Origin of the sequence: Sulfurimonas sp. (genome assembly GCF_041563035.1) — a bacterium.
Classification (GTDB): domain Bacteria; phylum Campylobacterota; class Campylobacteria; order Campylobacterales; family Sulfurimonadaceae; genus Sulfurimonas.
The window spans coordinates 94,440-111,181 of sequence record NZ_JBFFNS010000004.1; the positions used below are offsets into that span (position 1 = coordinate 94,440).

Below are 16,742 nucleotides of genomic sequence, written 5' to 3' on the forward strand. Positions count from 1 at the left end.
TTTAGGACAAATTCAGTATAATTCGCAAAATGGATTAAATGCAGTATTTTGAGTTTACCTCAAAAAACGTCACAATTGTAGAACAAGGAAAATAATTTGCTAGAAGATGTTAATGAAAAATGTGCTGTTGTAGGAATTTATGGTTATAAAGAAGCTTCTAAACTAGCTTACTTTTCGCTGCACGCACTTCAACATCGTGGACAAGAGGCAGCTGGTATAAGCTCTTCAGATGGAGAAAAACTACACACTATCAAAAAACGTGGTTTAGTTATGCGTGTTTTTGATGAAGCTAAACTAAAAACGTTAAGTGGTTCTAGTGCTATCGGGCACACTCGTTATTCAACTGCCGGAGATGACTCAATTCTCGATGCTCAACCGGTATTTGCCAGATATGATCTTGGTGAAATGGCTATCGTTCATAATGGTAACCTTACAAATGCAGAAGAAGTTCGTAACAAGCTGATTGAAAAAGGTGCAATTTTTCAAACTTATATGGATACAGAAAACCTTATCCATCTTATAGCAAAAAGTGAGCAGAAAAAACTACTAGACAGAATCATAGATGCTGTTCAAAGGATTGAGGGTGCTTTTTCACTTGTATTTTTAAGTAGAACAAAAATGTTTGCTATGCGGGATCGTTTTGGTTTTCGTCCTCTTAGTTTAGGTAAATTACCAAATGGTGGTTACATTGTGGCATCTGAGACTTGTGCATTTGACCTTGTTGGTGCTGAGTTTATACGTGATGTTGAACCTGGAGAATTACTTATATTTTCAGAAGGTAAAGAGCCTAAAAGTATAAAAGTTTTTGAACCAACACCTAAACACTGCATATTTGAATATGTATATTTCGCTAGACCGGACTCTGTTGTATTTGGTCAATCTGTGTACCAAACAAGAAAAAATATGGGTAAAGAACTTGCTCATATTAAACCTGTTGAAGCAGATGTTGTTATTCCTGTTCCAGATGGTGGTGTTCCATCAGCTATCGGGTACTCTCAAGAGAGCGGTATACCGTACGAAATGGGAATTATGAGAAATCATTATATCGGTCGTACATTTATTGAGCCTACTCAAGAGATGCGTGATCTAAAAGTTAAAATGAAGTTATCTCCTATGGCAGATATCATTAAAGGCAAAAGGGTTATTGTCATTGATGACTCTATTGTTCGTGGAACAACTTCAAGAAGAATTATCAGAATGCTAAAAGAAGCCGGAGCAAGTGAAGTTCACATGCGTGTATCTTCTCCTCCAACTACTGATCCTTGTTTTTACGGTGTAGATACACCTGATAAAACAAACCTAATCGCTGCAAACATGACAACTGATGAAATATGCAAATATATAGAAGCTGACTCCTTAGCTTATCTAGATGAGGCTTCACTTCTTAGAAGTGTAAATACAGAAGAAGACAACTATTGTACAGCTTGTTTTACAGGTAAATATATCGTTTAATGCAACAGATATATACTTTTGGCAACTACTTAAAATCTAAGTTTGCTTGCAAAGTTTACAAGGTTGGAATCAATATCTCCGGCTTTACTTGTCCAAATATAGATGGTACAGTTGCAAAAGGCGGTTGTACATTTTGTGAAAACGATTCTTTTAGTGCTAGTACGGGTGAGACTCAAGAACTAAAAGGTTTTCACCTAAACCTACACTCAACATCAAATCCAAATCTTCAAAAACAACTAGACCAACTAGAAATGCAATTTAATGCTATCAGCAAAAGACAGCGTGAGGAATATGGCGCTGAAAAATTCTTAGTATATTTCCAATCATTTACAAATACTTACGCACCATTTGAGACTCTAAAAGCTCTCTATGACAAAGCTTTATCATTTGATAACGTTGTTGGTCTAAGCATTGGTACTCGTTCAGACAGCATAACAGATGAGACTCTTGAGTATCTAGCCGAGTTAAACAAAAATAAAGAGATCTGGATAGAATTTGGAATACAATCAGTTTATGATGAAACACTAGATAAGATAAATCGCGGTCATACCAGTGATAATGTAAAAGAGTGGATTTTAAAATCAAAAGAAAAAGGTCTTAACGTTTGTGGGCATTTGATATTTGGTCTGCCTGATGAAGATCAAGAAATGATGTTAGAGACCTCTAAACAAGCATATTCGTGGGGGATTGATTCTGTAAAATATCACCCACTTTATGTAGTTAAAAAGACTGCTCTTGCAAATGACTTTACAAAAGGAAAATTCACTCCTATTAGCGAAGAAGAGTATCTCGATGTTTTAGTAAAATCAATCGTAATGAAACCAGACAATGTTTCAGTTCAAAGAGTTACAGCAGGCATTAATGACTCTTCACTGCTATCACCTGATTGGTGTAGAAATAAAAATATACAGATTAAAAATATAAATAGAGCATTAAAATCACTAGGACTTAAATACTAGTAGAGCACTTTTCTCTTAGTGCCCCATTATTTTCACAAACTCTGCAACACTTCTAAAATATGGTGGCCATCCGAAATAGACTCTAAAAGCCTTAGCTTCTCCAGGTTTTAAGTTAGTAGCTACTACAAACTCTTTTACTATAGTTTGAGGCTTATACAAAATATCTGCACCACCACTAAAGAAATCCATGAAACCACTAGGTTTATAAAAGTTACCGCCTTTTACATTTCCTGTTGCATGACCTTTATTTACAAGTTTAATCTCTATAGTAACTGTACCGATTTCATGATTCCCTTCATTCTTTACTATACCCGTATATACAATTTTCTCAATTCCTAAAAGTCTTTTATTTTCTAACTTATATATTTTTGGAATTTTTGTGTACTTATCAACAACAACTATTGAGAATCCAGCCATTAGTACAGTAATTAATGAGACTGATACCAACATAGGAAAAACAAGTTTTTTATTTGTTTGTTTAAAAGCAGAAACGACACCACCAATAAATATAAAAAGAATTACAGCAAGTACTATATAGTGCCAGTAATTAAAAAGGGTTGTCATTTGCATTTTGCTCCAATTGATACGTTAAAGTCTTTTGAGTATGTGAAAGGTTCAATGATTATTTTAAACTCTCTTATTTCACCAACCGCAATATCTTGTTCTACAATCGACATATCTGCAAATGATTTGAATGAATACAGATAGTTCTTCATTTCATTCTTACTTACTTTACTAGCACTTGCAGTAATATTACAACTTGTAAAAAATCTGTTCGATTCATTTGTTATTTTACCTCTTACTACGACAGCTTGTGTAAAGTTCAACTTCTTTTGGCTGGTAAGTTCTGTAGTGTTTTTAAATATATAATCATGCATCTTTACATAACCGACAGTTGGTCCAGCAATAAGAATAGTGAATGATAGAAGTATAAGAAGGATTGCTAATGCAGTTTTTTTTCTAAGTACAATACCTAAAATTATAAAAAGGATAAAAAGCACAAAAACACTACCAAAAAGAATGTAATCATAAGTAATCAATTCATTTATAAAGGCAGTTATTTTTGCTTTCATAATGTAAGTCTCCTTTTATCTAAAGCAAGCTTCATATAAAATTCCTCTCACAGAAGCTTTGCCTGTCGGCAAGAAAGAAATTTTCACTTAGTTTTCTCTTGAGTTTTTCTCAGCTATTCCACTCATGTCAAATCTACGAGCGAGTTCTTGCTTAATGCGGTCAGGAGAGATGTTTTTCACAGCAAGAGCTACCAGCATGTGATATGTCAGATCAGCTGCTTCATATATCATCTCCGACTCATCATTATCTTTATATGCAAAACTAAACTCACCGGCTTCTTCTACAACTTTTTTTAAAATTGTATTGTCACCTTTAGAGATAAGCTTAGCTGTCCATGAACTCTCTGGATCTGCATTTTTACGATCTTGGATAGTATGATATAGGGTGTCAATCACTCCATAAAGAGCTTCTGAACTAACTTCAACTTCAGAGTTTGCTTCTCCAGATTCCAGTTCTGTAAAGAAACATGAACGACGACCTGTGTGACATGCTACACCTTCTTGAGTAACTTTAATAAGAAGAGTATCGTTATCACAGTCAATATTAAAAGAGTGGATATGTTGAGTATGTCCACTACTTTCACCTTTTTTCCAGATGCGCTGTTTACTTCTTGAAAAGTAGTGAGCTACCTTTGTAGATAATGAAAGTTCTAATGCTTCCTTGTTCATATAAGCCATCATCAGAACTTCATTGCTTGCGTTGTCTTGAACAATTACAGGCAAAAGTTCACTCTTTTGCCAATCTACTCTATTTAAGACTTTTTCTAAACTCATTATTGTGCCGTAGTTCTCTGTTGAGGATTTTTCATATCAACCCAAATATTCGGTGTTGAACCGCCAGGTGTTAAGAAAATCTTTGCATCTTTGTTATCTCTAAGTGCATCATTAAACTTACCCTGAACTTTCATCTGCTCCAACTGAAGAAGTTGAGTAGTTAATGATTTTGAGATAAGAATATTTGCTTTTGCTTTTGCATCTGCTTGTATTGTTACAGAATCTGCAATACCTTTTGCTTCAATTCTAGCTTTTTGAGCCACACCTTCTGCTTCAGCAGCACGTTTAAGGGCTTCTTGCTTAGCACGTTGTACATCTTGCTCTGCTTTTTGTACTTCTTGTTTAGCAACTTGAACACGCTCAATTTGCTCTTTAACTTTCTGAGGCAGACCGATTTCACGAAGTTGAACCGACTGAAGGTCAGCAGGTGAGTTTTTAAGACTTGTTACACTCTCTCTAACACTTTTATCAATCTCAGCTGCAATCTTATTTCTAAGTTGTGGAAGTGACTCTGCATCATACTTACCTACAACATTACGAACAACATCACGAACAACAGGATTGATAATCTTATCTTCCCAAGAGAATCCCCAGTTAGAGATAGTCTGTGCTGCAAACTGTGAGTTAAGTCTATACTGTACAGTTAGTTCAATAGATACTGGAAGACCACGCTTATCAAGAACTGTAATAGCCGGTTTAACATTGATACCGGCTGCATTACCACCACTAGCTTCAATACGAGATGCATAGTTAATAATACGAACTTTAGTATCAACCACGTAAACTTTTTGAATCACAGGAATGATGAAGTGAAGACCAGGTAAAAGTGCTTGATCCTGATACTTACCGTTTGTACTTAAAATACCACGCTCACCCTCTTGGATGATTGTAAACGGCTTTGCCAAAACTAGCATTATTACGACAGCAACAAGAAAATAAACTATTCCTGCTTTACCGCCGCCAAAATTCATATCGATCTTTGGCATCTGTGGACCACCGCCACCTCCGCCGCCAGAACTACCGGTAGATTTTTTACCAAATCCACCACTTTCACTTTTCTTTTTATTAAAATAATCATTCATATCTGATGCCATTAAAATTCCTTTGTTTTTATAATTCATTCTTAATCTATATACGTTAAATAGTGCTCATACTGTTTGTTACGACCAAAAACTATATCAAAGTAAGTACTTTGAATCTTTTCAGTTATCTCACCACGAGAGCCACAACCAATCTCTCTAGCGTCAACAATACGAACAGGAGTAATCTCTGCCGCTGTACCAGTTAAAAAAGCCTCATCAGCGATGTAGACTTCTTCTCTGCTGATACGACGACGTTCAACTTCTATGCCCATATCTTGTGCAACTTCTATTACTGTCTTTTGAGTAATAGAAACAAGCGCATTATCACTTGGAGGAGTGACTAATTTACCATTTACCACCATAAAAAAACTAGCTCCACTAGCTTCTGCCACATAACCTTGGTCATCTAAAAGCAGTGCTTCATCATAACCACAATCAATAGCTTCATACTTAGCCATCTGAGAGTTTAAGTAATTTGCTGTTGCTTTTGCTTTACCCATGTTGGATGTGTTAGCAGGTCTTGTCATAGAAGCTATTTTAAGCTTAATACCCTTTTGCAAACCCTCTTCACCAAGATAAGCACCCCACTCCCAAGCAGACATGACAGTCTCAACCGGAGCATCTTTATGATAAACACCCATAACACCATAACCTAAAAATGCGAAAGGACGAAGATATACATTATCACCTGTAAACTCATTTTTTCTAATGAGCTCAATCTGTGCTTGATTCATTTCCTCTACTGAGTAAGGAATGTTGATAAGTGTCATTTTAGCAGACTCTTTTAATCTCCTTGTGTGCTCATCTAGGCGAAAAATTGCATAGCCTTTTTCAGTTTTATAAGCTTTTGTACCTTCTATTACACCATTTCCATAGTGAAGCGTGTGTGAAAGTACATGTACTTTAGCATCGTCCCAAGCAACAAACTTTCCATTCATCCAAATATATTTGGCTGCGTCCATTAAAATCTCCAATAATTATGACTTTATAAATTCTTGGTATTCTATCTAAAATGCTGTTTATTATATATTAAGAGTCAAATATAAGTGCTTTTAAGTATTTTTTATTATAATATCAATTATAATTTTTTAGAATAAGAGAGAAGTTTTGTCAGCCATAGAAAATAAAGCACTAGAAGATATACTAGAAGCTAGAGAATCAATCATATCAACAGAAGAAGCAGAAGAATTAGCTGCTCAAGAAAAAATCTTAAAACTTAACGAAGAAATTGAACATAAAGAGTCTTTTATCCAGTCTGAACAGACCACAAGACCTGTCATTGAAGAGATAACATCTTCAACACATGTTTATGCAAGATATGAGGATGTAGATAAAGAACAACTTCAACGTGACCTAGAAGAGATAAAAGCTAATCTTGGTCCAGTAGGTGAAGAAGATTATCAGCATCTATTGAAACTTGAGAGATGGGGAAGAGGAGCAACACTTAGCGGTTTCTTTTTAATATATATGGCTACAGCACTAGAAATATCCATAGGTTTAAGTACATTTGGTTTTTGGACTTTAGGTATTGTTGCAGCTGTTTTAATTGGTGTTGGAAATGTAGCTAGATGGGCGAATGTGGCTCATCCTATTTTACATGGTGCTTATGACAAAGTCCCTAATATTCCTAAACAATACACAAAATCTGGATTTGCAAGAGGCAAACGAAGATATATTGACTGGCTAGACTGGATTAAACCTGAGGCTTGGGAGTATGAGCACAACATAATGCATCACTACCATTTAGGTGAAGATGATGATCCGGACAATGTTGAAAGGAATCTTCAATGGCTTATCCAGTCAAATATTCCAATGTGGCTTAGAAGAGTAATTGTTTATATGTTTGCAGCAGTTTGGAAACCGGTTTATTATGCTCCAAATACACTAAGAATTTTAGAAAATAAAGAGCGCAGAAAAAAGAGACTTTCAGAGATTACAGAGTATCAAGTATCTCCATTTACAGAGAATGGAAAAGAATTATGGAAGAACTTCTATCTTCCATACGCTCTTGTAAAATTTGCCCTGCTTCCACTTCTATTTTTACCACTGGGTACTAGTGCTGTTCTCAGTGCTTTAATTATCATGCTTATGGCTGAAGTATACGCAAATCTTCATTCATTTTTAGTGATTGTACCAAATCACTCTGCAGGAGATATTTACCAATTTAGTGAGCCTCACAAGTCACAAGGTGAGTTCTATCTTAGACAGATCATGGGAAGTGTAAACTACAGCACTGGCTCTGATCTGATTGACTTTTCACAAGGTTTCTTAAACTATCAGATTGAACATCATCTTTTTCCAAATACACCTCAGAGTTATCAGCAAAAAATGCAACCTCTCGTAAAAGAAGTTTGTAGAAAACACAACATTGAGTATAGACAAGAGAGTGTTTTTAAAAGAATCGGTATGACTGTTGACTTGATGGTTGGAAAGAGTAAATTACTTCGTGTAGATGGGATTTAATCTTTAGTAAAGAAGTTATACCCATCCTTCCCATTTGACTTAGCTTTATACATAGCAACGTCCGCATAGTGAACTAACTCTTCACTCTCCTTAGAATTATCTGGAGATAAAGAGATACCTATACTAGTTGTAACCTGATACTTATTTTCATTAATAATTATTGGTTCTCTTAACTTATCTAATATTTTTTGTGCCACTTTGGCAGCTTCGGCAGAAGTATGAATATTTTCTAATAGTATTGTAAACTCATCTCCGCCAAATCTTGATAAAGTATCTCCTTTACGAATAAGACTTTTTAATCTATGAGCAACTTCTATCAGTACTTTATCACCAGTTGCATGCCCTTTTTCATCGTTTATTATTTTAAAGTGGTCTAAGTCTATAAATAATACAGCATGAATATTAGTATCTGACTCTCTCTGTCTTAATAGATGAGACAAGCGTTCTAAAAAGAGTGCTCTATTTGCTAAACCTGTTAATGAGTCATGACTTGCATATATCTTAAGTTGCTCTTCATGCTCTTTTCTTTCATTGATATCATGAGCTATTCCTAAAATTCCTATGAGGTTGTTTTCATCATCATACATAGGTACTTTTGTAGTTTCAAACATACCTCTATATGAGCCATCTGCAAAAACAAGATACTCTTCATTCCTTCTTGGAGCATTTTCTTCTAAAGCTTTTAAATCATTTTTACGAAAAAAGTTTGCAAGATCTGCATCTACAAAATCAAAGTCTGTTGAGCCAAGTATTTCTGCTTCTTTAGCACCAAAGAACTGTTCAAACCTTGGATTACAGTATAGATAAATACCATCAATATCTTTTAGCCAAATAAGGTCTGGAATTATGTCAAAAATAGTACTTAGAAGACTTTTTTGTATATTTAATTGTTTTTTGATCTCAACTTCTACTGTACTGTCTTCATATAATACTACTAAGTTTCCATCATGGAGTTTCTTTATTTCATTTTTACGCCAACCACTGATTCGGCTATCTTGGTAAAAGGCTGTCTCAAATATTTCACTTTTTCCACTCTCTTGAACTCTTAAAAGAACATCAAAGAGACCAAACTCTTTAACCCCAGGAAACACTTCCGTAAGCCTTTTACCTAAAAGCTTATTAGCGTCTACGTCTTCTGTCTTTTGAGCCATCTTATTAAAAGCAACAAACATGAAATCATCATCTACTTTTTTATAAATAACTATATTAGTGGAAATAAGATCAATATCTAATGTAAAAGACACAAATACCCCTTAAATAAGCAAAGAATAACTTTGCACAATAACAGATATTAACACATCAAACATAATATGTACTTTAAAAATAATTAATTTTAAATAGGAAGAAAATGTAAAGCCCAGTTCAAGTGGGCTTTACGAAGAACAAGGGGAATAAGATTTATACTGGATCTTACCAGTGAACCTCAGCAGTAACCATTGCAGAGTCCCAGTCTTGAGTTGCAGAACCTTTATAGTTTCTGTTATCAGCTGCTCTAAATGATTGACCGGACACTAACCACTTAACATTTTTGTTTTGTTGCCAAGCTACACCGTAGATTGCACTGTTTGTAGTTTGCTCAACGTTAGTAGTCTGTTTTTCAGAAGTCCATACATCGTAACGACCGATTACAGAGAACTCTTTTTTCGCACCAAAACGACCTGTTGCATTTAGAGAGTAACCTTTACCATTATATTGACTTGTACCTTTATTTTCATTATCTGCTTGTACATATTGTCCAGCGATTAAGAAGTTTGGCATATTATACACTGCATGTAAACCGTAAAAAGCATAAGTTTGTGCATTTCCGCTTGCATCTTCATTAGCAGCGTTATCAATGTTATACTGACCAAAGAACGAAGCATCTAAGTAGCTATCTTTAGTTGGTTTTCTTTTCTGTTTTCCATTTCCAAGAAATGCCCCTGTAAGTCTCCACTCAGCAGAGTTTCCAGCACCGATTTCATCGTTGGCACCATTAGTACCATGGTAACCTTCACCATTAAAGATACCTAGTTCAGATGTAAAGTAATCAGTTTTAGTTTTGAAGTTAAAACCTAAGTCAGCAGAGTTTGTAAGGTGAGCAGACTCACTAGCTTCTACAAAAACTTTAGAGATAGAACGCATCCACCAACCTTGGTGTTCTTCATAGTCAATCCAAGGACGGTGAGCCATACCAAGTTCAACACCTGTAAATGGAAGAACATCATTTAAATAAAGGTATGCATACTTAGCATAGACATCGGCATAACCATCTTTACCAGAGCTATAAACTGTATCTAAAGTAACACGCAAATAAGACTTTGGATCTTCAAGTAAATAAGCTTTAACTTGAAGGTAGTTTCTACGAAACTCAAAGTTTCCTGTAGCTTTTTGAGCTATTGGACCACCGTCAGCAGCACTTAACTCTTTTTGATCTTTATATGTATAACCTAAGTAATGAGTACCACTAAATTTAAGCTTTGAAGTTTTTGAGAACAATGGAGTTTCTTTGCTCTTTAGTTCAGTACGACCTTCACCAGCAGTAGTGAATACTTGACCATTGCCGTCTGTATAGAATTTTACATCGCCAGCAGATGCAGCTACTGTACCGATTGTTAATGCAGCTAATGCTGATAAAACTATTTTTTTCATTATTTTAATTCCTTTTTTTTGTTGCCGAAATTATAAAATAGTTTGGTTACATAGAGATTACATTGGACTTATGCTTTTTTAATGACAAAACAGCTGTATTTTTGATCTGTATTCTTTGGTGTATGATGTATATATTCATCGTACTCTATAAGCTCTAGTCCAGAAGGTAGTTCTTGTAACATTTTTTCTTTGTCGTATTGAACTATATCTAAGCCTGCGCATTGAATTGGACCATCAGTAGCAAATGTATTTAGGATTGCGATAGCGCCGGATTGCAATGAATTTTGTAAAACTTCAAAATATTTAGCTCTTTCTTTTTTAAGAACTAAGAAGTGAAAAACAGCTCTGTCATGCCAAAGATTAAACTTTTTTGAACTATCAAAGTTCATAATATCTGAACATATATACTTTGTAATATCAGCATGACTCCCGAGTCTCTCTTTTACTATCTCAAGAGAAGTAGCGGATGTATCAAGAAGTGTAATATCTTTATATCCATCTTCTACTAACTTATCAACCAAATATGAAGCTCCGCATCCTACGTCAATTATTGAACTTTTTTTTCCTATGTTAGATTTTTTTATTAGATCTAAGGACATATCAGGAGAGTTCTGATGCCATAAAACCTGAGTATAGTCTTTTGTTTTAAAAATATTATCCCAGTGAACTTCTCTTAACTCATCTGATGCAATCTTTGTAGCCTTAAAAGTTGCACCGCATGTAGTATCTGATGTTTTGTAGTGTGTTAATCCTGTACACTCGACATTTCTAAATCCAGCTTTAGAGATTATATCTATTAACTTCTCTTTTTTTAGTGTTCCAGCTACACAGTTTGCCCAGTCTTCTGACTCAGATGCGCGACATGAGTTCTCATCACTACAAGAGTCATCATTTGCAGATATATCTATCATATCTGCAAAATAGATTTTCCCATTCGGTTTTAATATTCTGTAAATTTCAGCAAAGACACTCTCTTTACAAGATGTAAGATTTATAGCACCATTAGATATCACAACATCAACAAACTCATCTTCTAAATCAATATCATCAAAACTGCTCTCTAAAACATCAACATTTAAAAAGCCTGTTAAAGCTGCATGTTCTTTTGCTTTTTTTACCATTTTAGGAGTGATATCAACACCTATTGCCTTGCCATTCTCACCAACAAGTAGAGCGCTCACCAATAGATCAACTCCAGCACCGCAACCTAAGTCAACAACAGTAGAACCTTCTTTTATATCCGCTTGCTCAAACGGATTTCCAACTGCAGCACAATAATCCCAAACCCTAGGTGGAAGTTTCTCAAACCACTCTTTGGAGTAGTTATGAGCCTTAGCATTTACTATCCCCTTCTCCCATCCAAAATCTTTCTCAGGTTTATCAGCTAGTTCTGAGTATAGTTCAATTATCTGTTTTACATCAGTCATTTAACATCCTTATATACTATTTAGCTAATAAGCTAAATTTATTTTAGAATTGTATATAGTTTTTACTTTATATATAATATTCCATCAAATTTAGAGACTATTAATTTGTAGAAAATTTATATAAAAATTGTAAAAAAACTTTTGACGCATCGTTTTGAGCAATATCATTAGCGGTTATAAAATCGCCAGATTTCATATATGCACAAATAGCCAACAAGTTTAAATCTTTTGTAGCTTTATAGTTAATTGTTATATCATACTCATCTCCAATATGAGTGTAACTATTTCCAACTTTATTTTTATATCCAAAGTTGTACCATTTATCAGCAGCATCTGCAAGATTAAAATGATGATATTCAAACTGTAAATTAATTTTTGGCATTGGTTTAATAGAAAATTTTGCCTCTATGTCACTCATATTTATCCACGCCATCACATCCATACGTCCATAATGTGATCCATCAGTAGAACCAAAGGGTGTAGTAAATGTTTTTACTTTGTTGTCGTATAAATCATTATCACCAGAAGCATAAATATAAGCCAAGGTGAAAGTAGGTTCATATTTATTTATAGACTTATAACCACCCTTTAAAACATAAGCGTATGCATCTACGCCTTTAGTACTGTAACTTCCTATCTGCTTGACTCCTGTTATGTCGTAAATGAAACCTTTTGTTAAATCATAAACCCTTGCCCCGCCATAGTAGTAATTAAACTCATCTGAGACTTCTGTATGGAGATTGTTTTTCCATGCTCCAAAAGGCTCTATCTTCATTGAAGAGAATTCATAGTGAGAGTATAATCCCACCCCTTGATATCGATGTTGTTCTAGTATACTAAAATCATCACTATCTTTTATACGAGTCTGTCCATACCACAGGTCTATAAAATTATTATCTTTTTTATATGATAAATGAGTCCCATCCCAAAGCCAGCCAATTGTGTTTCCCCATTTTCCAGGACCAAAGATTCTGCTATCTCCATAGCCTAACTGTTGACGGCCAACTCTAAAGGTTAGATTTTTGCTTAAAAAATTATGTTTTTGAATATAAGTTTCAAAAAGTTCAAAATGATCATCATAAAAGGACATCCCATACTCATCAGGAGTTCCACTGTTTTTAGTAAAATCAGCAACTTCTAATGAAGAACCCCAAGAACGTGAATCATACATATAAGCTTTTATTTTCCAATCAGCGCTAGGTGTATATGTAAAGCCGGCAATGATTTGTTGAAGATATATCGTATCATTGGACTTACCTCTACTGTTTCCTTTTGCATCTATGGAATCATCTCCATAGGCTGCTTTATTTACACCATTGTATATATCAAAACGCCCTCTATATTGACCATCAAAACTTATTGATGAATTCTCAAGAGCTTCTAACGTGGATATAAATAGAAAAAACATTAAAGTAAAAGTACGCATGTTACTGGTAAGATTCCTTTACAATTTGGCTTATAAGCTAAATGATTCTTTTCATTTTATATTAAAATAACTTATACTAGCGTTAATTGTCTAAATTGCTAAATAGATTTACTTTGGATATAATCCTTTCTAAATTATATACAAGGTCATTAGATGCTAGACATGAATGATAAGATTAAGATTTTCAAAGCCCTTGGTAATGAGACAAGGTTTATGATTTTTAAAAATATTTTCACTGGTGGATATGCCTGTTCAATTGACGCCTCTAAACCAAAAGATGACATCATAGCTCAAGCCACTTGTGTTACAAGCATCGCAGAACATTTTGATTTTGCACTTCCTACAATCTCTCGTCATTTAAAAGAGTTAAAAGATGCAAAGATAATAACTATGACAAAAAATAAGAATAAAATTTATATAGAACCAAATATAGAGACTATGAAAGAGATTGCAGAATGCTTCAATATTTTAGTAGAAGATTATGAAAAAGGTGTTGTCTATCAGTTTGACAACACCAAATAGGATTATTTAAAATAATAATAGTCATTATTCAGCCTTTATTAATCTTGTTTCTCCAAGACCTGTCTCAAGCACATAACCAGCTTTTGCCCAAGCTTTGAGACCACCCTTTAGACTTGTAGCATTCTTATATCCAAGTTTTCTTAATGTTTGTGCTGCAAATGCACTGCGAATTCCACCTCGACAGTATGTAACAATGACAGCATTTTTATTTTTAATTTTTTTCATCGTGTGAAACTCTAAATTACAACGAGTTATAGCATAACTGTCATCTGCATAAATTTGACCCTCTGCCCTTTGCTCACGTTCTCTTATGTCAAGGATTATTACTGATTCTTCATTATCAATCATTTTTTTTAATTTCTGAGGTGTCATTTCACCAACTTCTCTTTTAGCTTCTGAGAGTAAAGTTTCTGTCTCTTTAAACATAGCCATCAACGATGTAGCTGATAAAATTGATAATATCAATATTAAATTTATAATTTTACTTCTCATTACATTCCTTTCTACTTTAGAACTAAATATCTTTACTATGTTATGATTTTAAAACTGTTATGTCAAGAATAAAAATAAAATATACAAACGCTAAAGGAGAAGTATGAGTTACAAAGATTTTGAAAAAGCTCTTGAGACTTTAAATATAATGACACGAATAACTCATCTAGACCTTAAAAACCAATATCAGAGGTTATCAAAAAAATATCATCCTGATATGCCTGAGGGTAGTGATGAAAAATTCAGAGAGATTAACGAAGCATATAAAATAATACTTGAATATATGAAGAACTATAGATTTTCTTTAGATGAAGAAGAGTTTCATAAACAGAATCCATTTTCAAATAGACCGGATGATTGGTTTAAGAGTTTTAACTGTTAGGAGTGGTTCTTGCATTGTCTCGATGCAAGAACCATAAGGAGAATGAATGAAATTTATAGAGATGATTATTTAATGTTAGTTGCCCAATATTCTCTAATCATTTTTTTAGTTGCTTCTGGAAGTGGAATATACCCTAACTTTTTAGCTGAAGCATCACCACTTTTAAATGCATAGTCATAGAACTCTGTTACTTTTTTGTTCATAGCCGGCGTTTCAGTCGGAAGAAGAATGAAAGTAGCAGCAACAATCGGGTAAGAAGTATCACCTGGTTGTAGAGCTAACATTGCGTAGAAGTTATCTTCTTTTGTCCAGCTTGCATATTTTGCAGCAGATTTAAAATTATCTTCGTTTGCAACAACCCATTTACCACTCGCAGTTTTAAGCACAGCTGCACTTAAGTGATTTTTCTCTTTGTAAGCATTTTCAATATAACCGATTGAGTAAGGAGTTTGTTTTACTAAGTTAGCAACACCTTCATTACCTTTTCCACCAATACCAGTAGCCCAGTCAACTGCTTTTCCAGTACCAAAGTTGTTTTTCCAGTTCTGTGAACTTCCGCTTAGGTAGTAAGTAAAGTTATAAGTAGTACCTGATCCGTCTGAACGGTGAACTACAATAATTTTTTGGTTTGGAAGATTGATACCAGTATTATTAATAGCAATTTTAGGATCATTCCAAGAAGTAATTTTACCAGCAAAAATATCTGCAACAACTTCATTAGAAAGTTTTAAAGTCTCATCAGCGATACCATCTACATTAAATGCTACAACGATTGATCCGATAACTGCCGGGAACTGTAAAAGTTTAGATGAAGATAATTTTTTAGAGTCAAGAGGTTTATCAGATGCACCAAAATCTACAATACGTTTAGTGATTTGTTTGATTCCACCACCAGAACCTATTGATTGATAATTAACACGGTTTTTAGTATCTTTTTTATAACTAAAAGCCCAGTCGTAGTATAGAGGAGCCGGGAAAGATGCACCAGCACCATTTATTTTATCAGCAGCGATTGATGAACTAAAAGAAACTGCTGCAACTAATGCAACACCAAGTATTTTATTTAACATTTTCGTACCCTTGTATTTTTTAAGATACGAAATTATAAATGTACAATGTTACAGGGTGATTACAAAAGTATAGGAAAAGAGGCTACTTCTGTAACCTCTTTGTAATTTTTTGTGTCTTGTTATTTCTTAAGTGAGAACTTAAACATTTTTTCCATAGCTATGGCTTCATCTCTTCCGTAAACTATTATTTCATTGTCTATTTTTATCTTTTTTGAACTGATCTTATCAGGATATTCAACAAAACTAAGGATATGTTTTATACAGTTGATTCTAGCTTTTTTCTTATCATCACTCTTAACAATCGTCCAAGGAGCAGCTTCTGTATGAGTAGCGCTTAACATCATAAACTTAGCAAGTGAGTACTCATTCCAAAGTCTTTGTGACTCTTTATCTACTGGAGACAACTTGTACTGTTTTAAAGGATCAGTCTCTCTAGCTTTAAATCTACTTGCCTGCTCATCTTTAGATACAGAGAAATAAAATTTGAATATTTGAATACCTTCATCTACTATCATCTTCTCGAACTCCGGAGCATCTTTTAAAAATTTATGATGCTGTCTCTCCGTACAAAAGCCCATAACCGGTTCAACCATAGATCTGTTATACCAACTTCTATCAAACAGTACCATTTCCCCCGCACTTGGCAGATGCTTTGCATATCTTTGAAAATACCACTGTGAAGTCTCTTTATCGCTTGGCTTTTCAAGAGCAACGACCCTTGCACCCCTTGGATTAAGATGCTCAGTGATTCTTTTTATCGTACCACCTTTACCCGCAGCGTCACGACCTTCAAATATCATAAGGATTTTAAGACCCTTGTCTTTTACATGATTTTGAAACTTTAAAAGTTCTACTTGTAGTTCAGCAAGCTCCTTTTCATAAGCCAGTTTTTCTTCTTTAACCCAGATTTGAACTTTACCGTTCTTTATATTCTTTCTTCTATCTTGTTCTTCTGCTCGTCTGTCTTGCTCTCTTTTTCTCTTATCTTTCAT

General features: G+C 34.3%; 17 protein-coding genes. 5 read left to right on the forward strand and 12 right to left on the reverse strand.

All coding sequences use genetic code 11. From position 1 onward, the window contains the following. The first annotated feature begins 96 nt into the window (after positions 1 to 96). A complete protein-coding gene (purF, locus tag ABZC13_RS04790; protein WP_373000862.1) occupies positions 97 to 1,452 on the forward strand; it encodes an amidophosphoribosyltransferase in 1,356 nt (451 codons plus the stop codon). After that, a complete protein-coding gene (locus ABZC13_RS04795) occupies positions 1,452 to 2,411 on the forward strand; it encodes a TIGR01212 family radical SAM protein (protein WP_373000864.1) in 960 nt (319 codons plus the stop codon). The genes purF and ABZC13_RS04795 overlap by 1 nt, the downstream gene beginning before the upstream one ends. A gap of 15 nt (positions 2,412 to 2,426) precedes the next feature. Here the strand turns inward: ABZC13_RS04795 and ABZC13_RS04800 are convergent, their stop codons facing one another. The 5 genes from ABZC13_RS04800 to ABZC13_RS04820 all read right to left on the reverse strand — a co-directional run bounded on the left by ABZC13_RS04800 (position 2,427) and on the right by ABZC13_RS04820 (position 6,302). Beyond that, positions 2,427 to 2,981 (reverse strand): DUF2393 family protein, encoded by a 555-nt coding sequence (locus ABZC13_RS04800; RefSeq protein ID WP_373000866.1) that lies wholly within the window; start codon positions 2,979 to 2,981, stop codon positions 2,427 to 2,429. Beyond that, positions 2,972 to 3,484 carry a DUF2393 domain-containing protein gene (locus ABZC13_RS04805; protein ID WP_373000868.1) on the reverse strand — a complete coding sequence of 171 codons (513 nt, stop codon included), beginning with the start codon at positions 3,482 to 3,484 and terminating at the stop codon, positions 2,972 to 2,974. Before ABZC13_RS04805 ends, ABZC13_RS04800 begins: the two co-directional genes overlap by 10 nt. Before the next feature lie 87 nt (positions 3,485 to 3,571). Beyond that, positions 3,572 to 4,258 carry a bifunctional phosphoribosyl-AMP cyclohydrolase/phosphoribosyl-ATP diphosphatase HisIE gene (gene hisIE, locus ABZC13_RS04810; RefSeq protein WP_373000870.1) on the reverse strand — a complete coding sequence of 229 codons (687 nt, stop codon included), beginning with the start codon at positions 4,256 to 4,258 and terminating at the stop codon, positions 3,572 to 3,574. After that, positions 4,258 to 5,352: an SPFH domain-containing protein gene (locus ABZC13_RS04815; RefSeq protein ID WP_373000872.1), complete on the reverse strand. Its 1,095-nt coding sequence runs from the start codon at positions 5,350 to 5,352 to the stop codon at positions 4,258 to 4,260. The genes hisIE and ABZC13_RS04815 overlap by 1 nt, the downstream gene beginning before the upstream one ends. Before the next feature lie 29 nt (positions 5,353 to 5,381). Beyond that, the gene (locus tag ABZC13_RS04820; RefSeq protein ID WP_373000874.1) at positions 5,382 to 6,302 is read right to left on the reverse strand and encodes a branched-chain amino acid transaminase; all 921 of its coding nucleotides are present in this window, start codon (positions 6,300 to 6,302) and stop codon (positions 5,382 to 5,384) included. A 145-nt stretch (positions 6,303 to 6,447) separates the two neighbouring features. On the opposite strand from ABZC13_RS04820, the gene ABZC13_RS04825 reads away from it, so the two are divergent. After that, positions 6,448 to 7,803, forward strand: coding sequence for a fatty acid desaturase (locus ABZC13_RS04825; RefSeq protein WP_373000876.1), 1,356 nt, complete (start codon positions 6,448 to 6,450; stop codon positions 7,801 to 7,803). Here the strand turns inward: ABZC13_RS04825 and ABZC13_RS04830 are convergent. The 4 genes from ABZC13_RS04830 to ABZC13_RS04845 form a co-directional block, all read right to left on the reverse strand. Further along, positions 7,800 to 9,047 (reverse strand): diguanylate cyclase domain-containing protein, encoded by a 1,248-nt coding sequence (locus tag ABZC13_RS04830; RefSeq protein ID WP_373000878.1) that lies wholly within the window; start codon positions 9,045 to 9,047, stop codon positions 7,800 to 7,802. The two genes, ABZC13_RS04825 and ABZC13_RS04830, sit on opposite strands and share 4 nt — an antisense overlap. Before the next feature lie 166 nt (positions 9,048 to 9,213). Then, positions 9,214 to 10,431 (reverse strand): hypothetical protein, encoded by a 1,218-nt coding sequence (locus ABZC13_RS04835; RefSeq protein ID WP_373000880.1) that lies wholly within the window; start codon positions 10,429 to 10,431, stop codon positions 9,214 to 9,216. A gap of 68 nt (positions 10,432 to 10,499) precedes the next feature. Then, positions 10,500 to 11,858, reverse strand: coding sequence for a methyltransferase domain-containing protein (locus ABZC13_RS04840; protein WP_373000882.1), 1,359 nt, complete (start codon positions 11,856 to 11,858; stop codon positions 10,500 to 10,502). Between the two features lie 100 nt (positions 11,859 to 11,958). Then, positions 11,959 to 13,284 carry an alginate export family protein gene (locus ABZC13_RS04845; RefSeq protein WP_373000884.1) on the reverse strand — a complete coding sequence of 442 codons (1,326 nt, stop codon included), beginning with the start codon at positions 13,282 to 13,284 and terminating at the stop codon, positions 11,959 to 11,961. Positions 13,285 to 13,437: 153 nt separating this feature from the next. Between ABZC13_RS04845 and ABZC13_RS04850 the strand changes: the two genes are divergently transcribed. Then, on the forward strand, positions 13,438 to 13,806 hold the full coding sequence (locus ABZC13_RS04850) for an ArsR/SmtB family transcription factor (RefSeq protein WP_373000886.1): 369 nt from the start codon (positions 13,438 to 13,440) through the stop codon (positions 13,804 to 13,806). A 24-nt stretch (positions 13,807 to 13,830) separates the two neighbouring features. Here ABZC13_RS04850 and ABZC13_RS04855 read toward each other — a convergent pair whose 3' ends face one another. Beyond that, complete coding sequence (locus tag ABZC13_RS04855; RefSeq protein WP_373000889.1) at positions 13,831 to 14,298, reverse strand: rhodanese-like domain-containing protein; 468 nt, start codon at positions 14,296 to 14,298, stop codon at positions 13,831 to 13,833. A 103-nt stretch (positions 14,299 to 14,401) separates the two neighbouring features. Here ABZC13_RS04855 and ABZC13_RS04860 point away from each other — a divergent pair, with 103 nt between their 5' ends. After that, on the forward strand, positions 14,402 to 14,680 hold the full coding sequence (locus ABZC13_RS04860) for a DnaJ domain-containing protein (RefSeq protein ID WP_373000891.1): 279 nt from the start codon (positions 14,402 to 14,404) through the stop codon (positions 14,678 to 14,680). 65 nt (positions 14,681 to 14,745) lie between these two features. Here ABZC13_RS04860 and pstS read toward each other — a convergent pair whose 3' ends face one another. Together pstS and ppk2 are read right to left on the reverse strand one after the other, a co-directional pair. Then, positions 14,746 to 15,750, reverse strand: coding sequence for a phosphate ABC transporter substrate-binding protein PstS (gene pstS / locus ABZC13_RS04865; protein ID WP_373000893.1), 1,005 nt, complete (start codon positions 15,748 to 15,750; stop codon positions 14,746 to 14,748). Between the two features lie 119 nt (positions 15,751 to 15,869). After that, positions 15,870 to 16,742: a polyphosphate kinase 2 gene (gene ppk2 / locus ABZC13_RS04870; protein WP_373000895.1), complete on the reverse strand. Its 873-nt coding sequence runs from the start codon at positions 16,740 to 16,742 to the stop codon at positions 15,870 to 15,872.

What these genes read in the sequence shown, in the direction of transcription:
- ppk2 (WP_373000895.1), bottom strand. Translation starts at nt 16,742, where the DNA reads ATGAAAGATAAGAGAAAAAGAGAGCAAGACAGACGAGCAGAAGAACAA.
- ABZC13_RS04855 (WP_373000889.1), bottom strand. Translation starts at nt 14,298, where the DNA reads ATGAGAAGTAAAATTATAAATTTAATATTGATATTATCAATTTTATCA.
- ABZC13_RS04835 (WP_373000880.1), bottom strand. Translation starts at nt 10,431, where the DNA reads ATGAAAAAAATAGTTTTATCAGCATTAGCTGCATTAACAATCGGTACA.
- ABZC13_RS04860 (WP_373000891.1), top strand. Translation starts at nt 14,402, where the DNA reads ATGAGTTACAAAGATTTTGAAAAAGCTCTTGAGACTTTAAATATAATG.
- ABZC13_RS04820 (WP_373000874.1), bottom strand. Translation starts at nt 6,302, where the DNA reads ATGGACGCAGCCAAATATATTTGGATGAATGGAAAGTTTGTTGCTTGG.
- ABZC13_RS04845 (WP_373000884.1), bottom strand. Translation starts at nt 13,284, where the DNA reads ATGCGTACTTTTACTTTAATGTTTTTTCTATTTATATCCACGTTAGAA.
- ABZC13_RS04805 (WP_373000868.1), bottom strand. Translation starts at nt 3,484, where the DNA reads ATGAAAGCAAAAATAACTGCCTTTATAAATGAATTGATTACTTATGAT.
- ABZC13_RS04795 (WP_373000864.1), top strand. Translation starts at nt 1,452, where the DNA reads ATGCAACAGATATATACTTTTGGCAACTACTTAAAATCTAAGTTTGCT.
- pstS (WP_373000893.1), bottom strand. Translation starts at nt 15,750, where the DNA reads ATGTTAAATAAAATACTTGGTGTTGCATTAGTTGCAGCAGTTTCTTTT.
- ABZC13_RS04850 (WP_373000886.1), top strand. Translation starts at nt 13,438, where the DNA reads ATGCTAGACATGAATGATAAGATTAAGATTTTCAAAGCCCTTGGTAAT.
- ABZC13_RS04800 (WP_373000866.1), bottom strand. Translation starts at nt 2,981, where the DNA reads ATGCAAATGACAACCCTTTTTAATTACTGGCACTATATAGTACTTGCT.
- ABZC13_RS04815 (WP_373000872.1), bottom strand. Translation starts at nt 5,352, where the DNA reads ATGGCATCAGATATGAATGATTATTTTAATAAAAAGAAAAGTGAAAGT.
- ABZC13_RS04840 (WP_373000882.1), bottom strand. Translation starts at nt 11,858, where the DNA reads ATGACTGATGTAAAACAGATAATTGAACTATACTCAGAACTAGCTGAT.
- hisIE (WP_373000870.1), bottom strand. Translation starts at nt 4,258, where the DNA reads ATGAGTTTAGAAAAAGTCTTAAATAGAGTAGATTGGCAAAAGAGTGAA.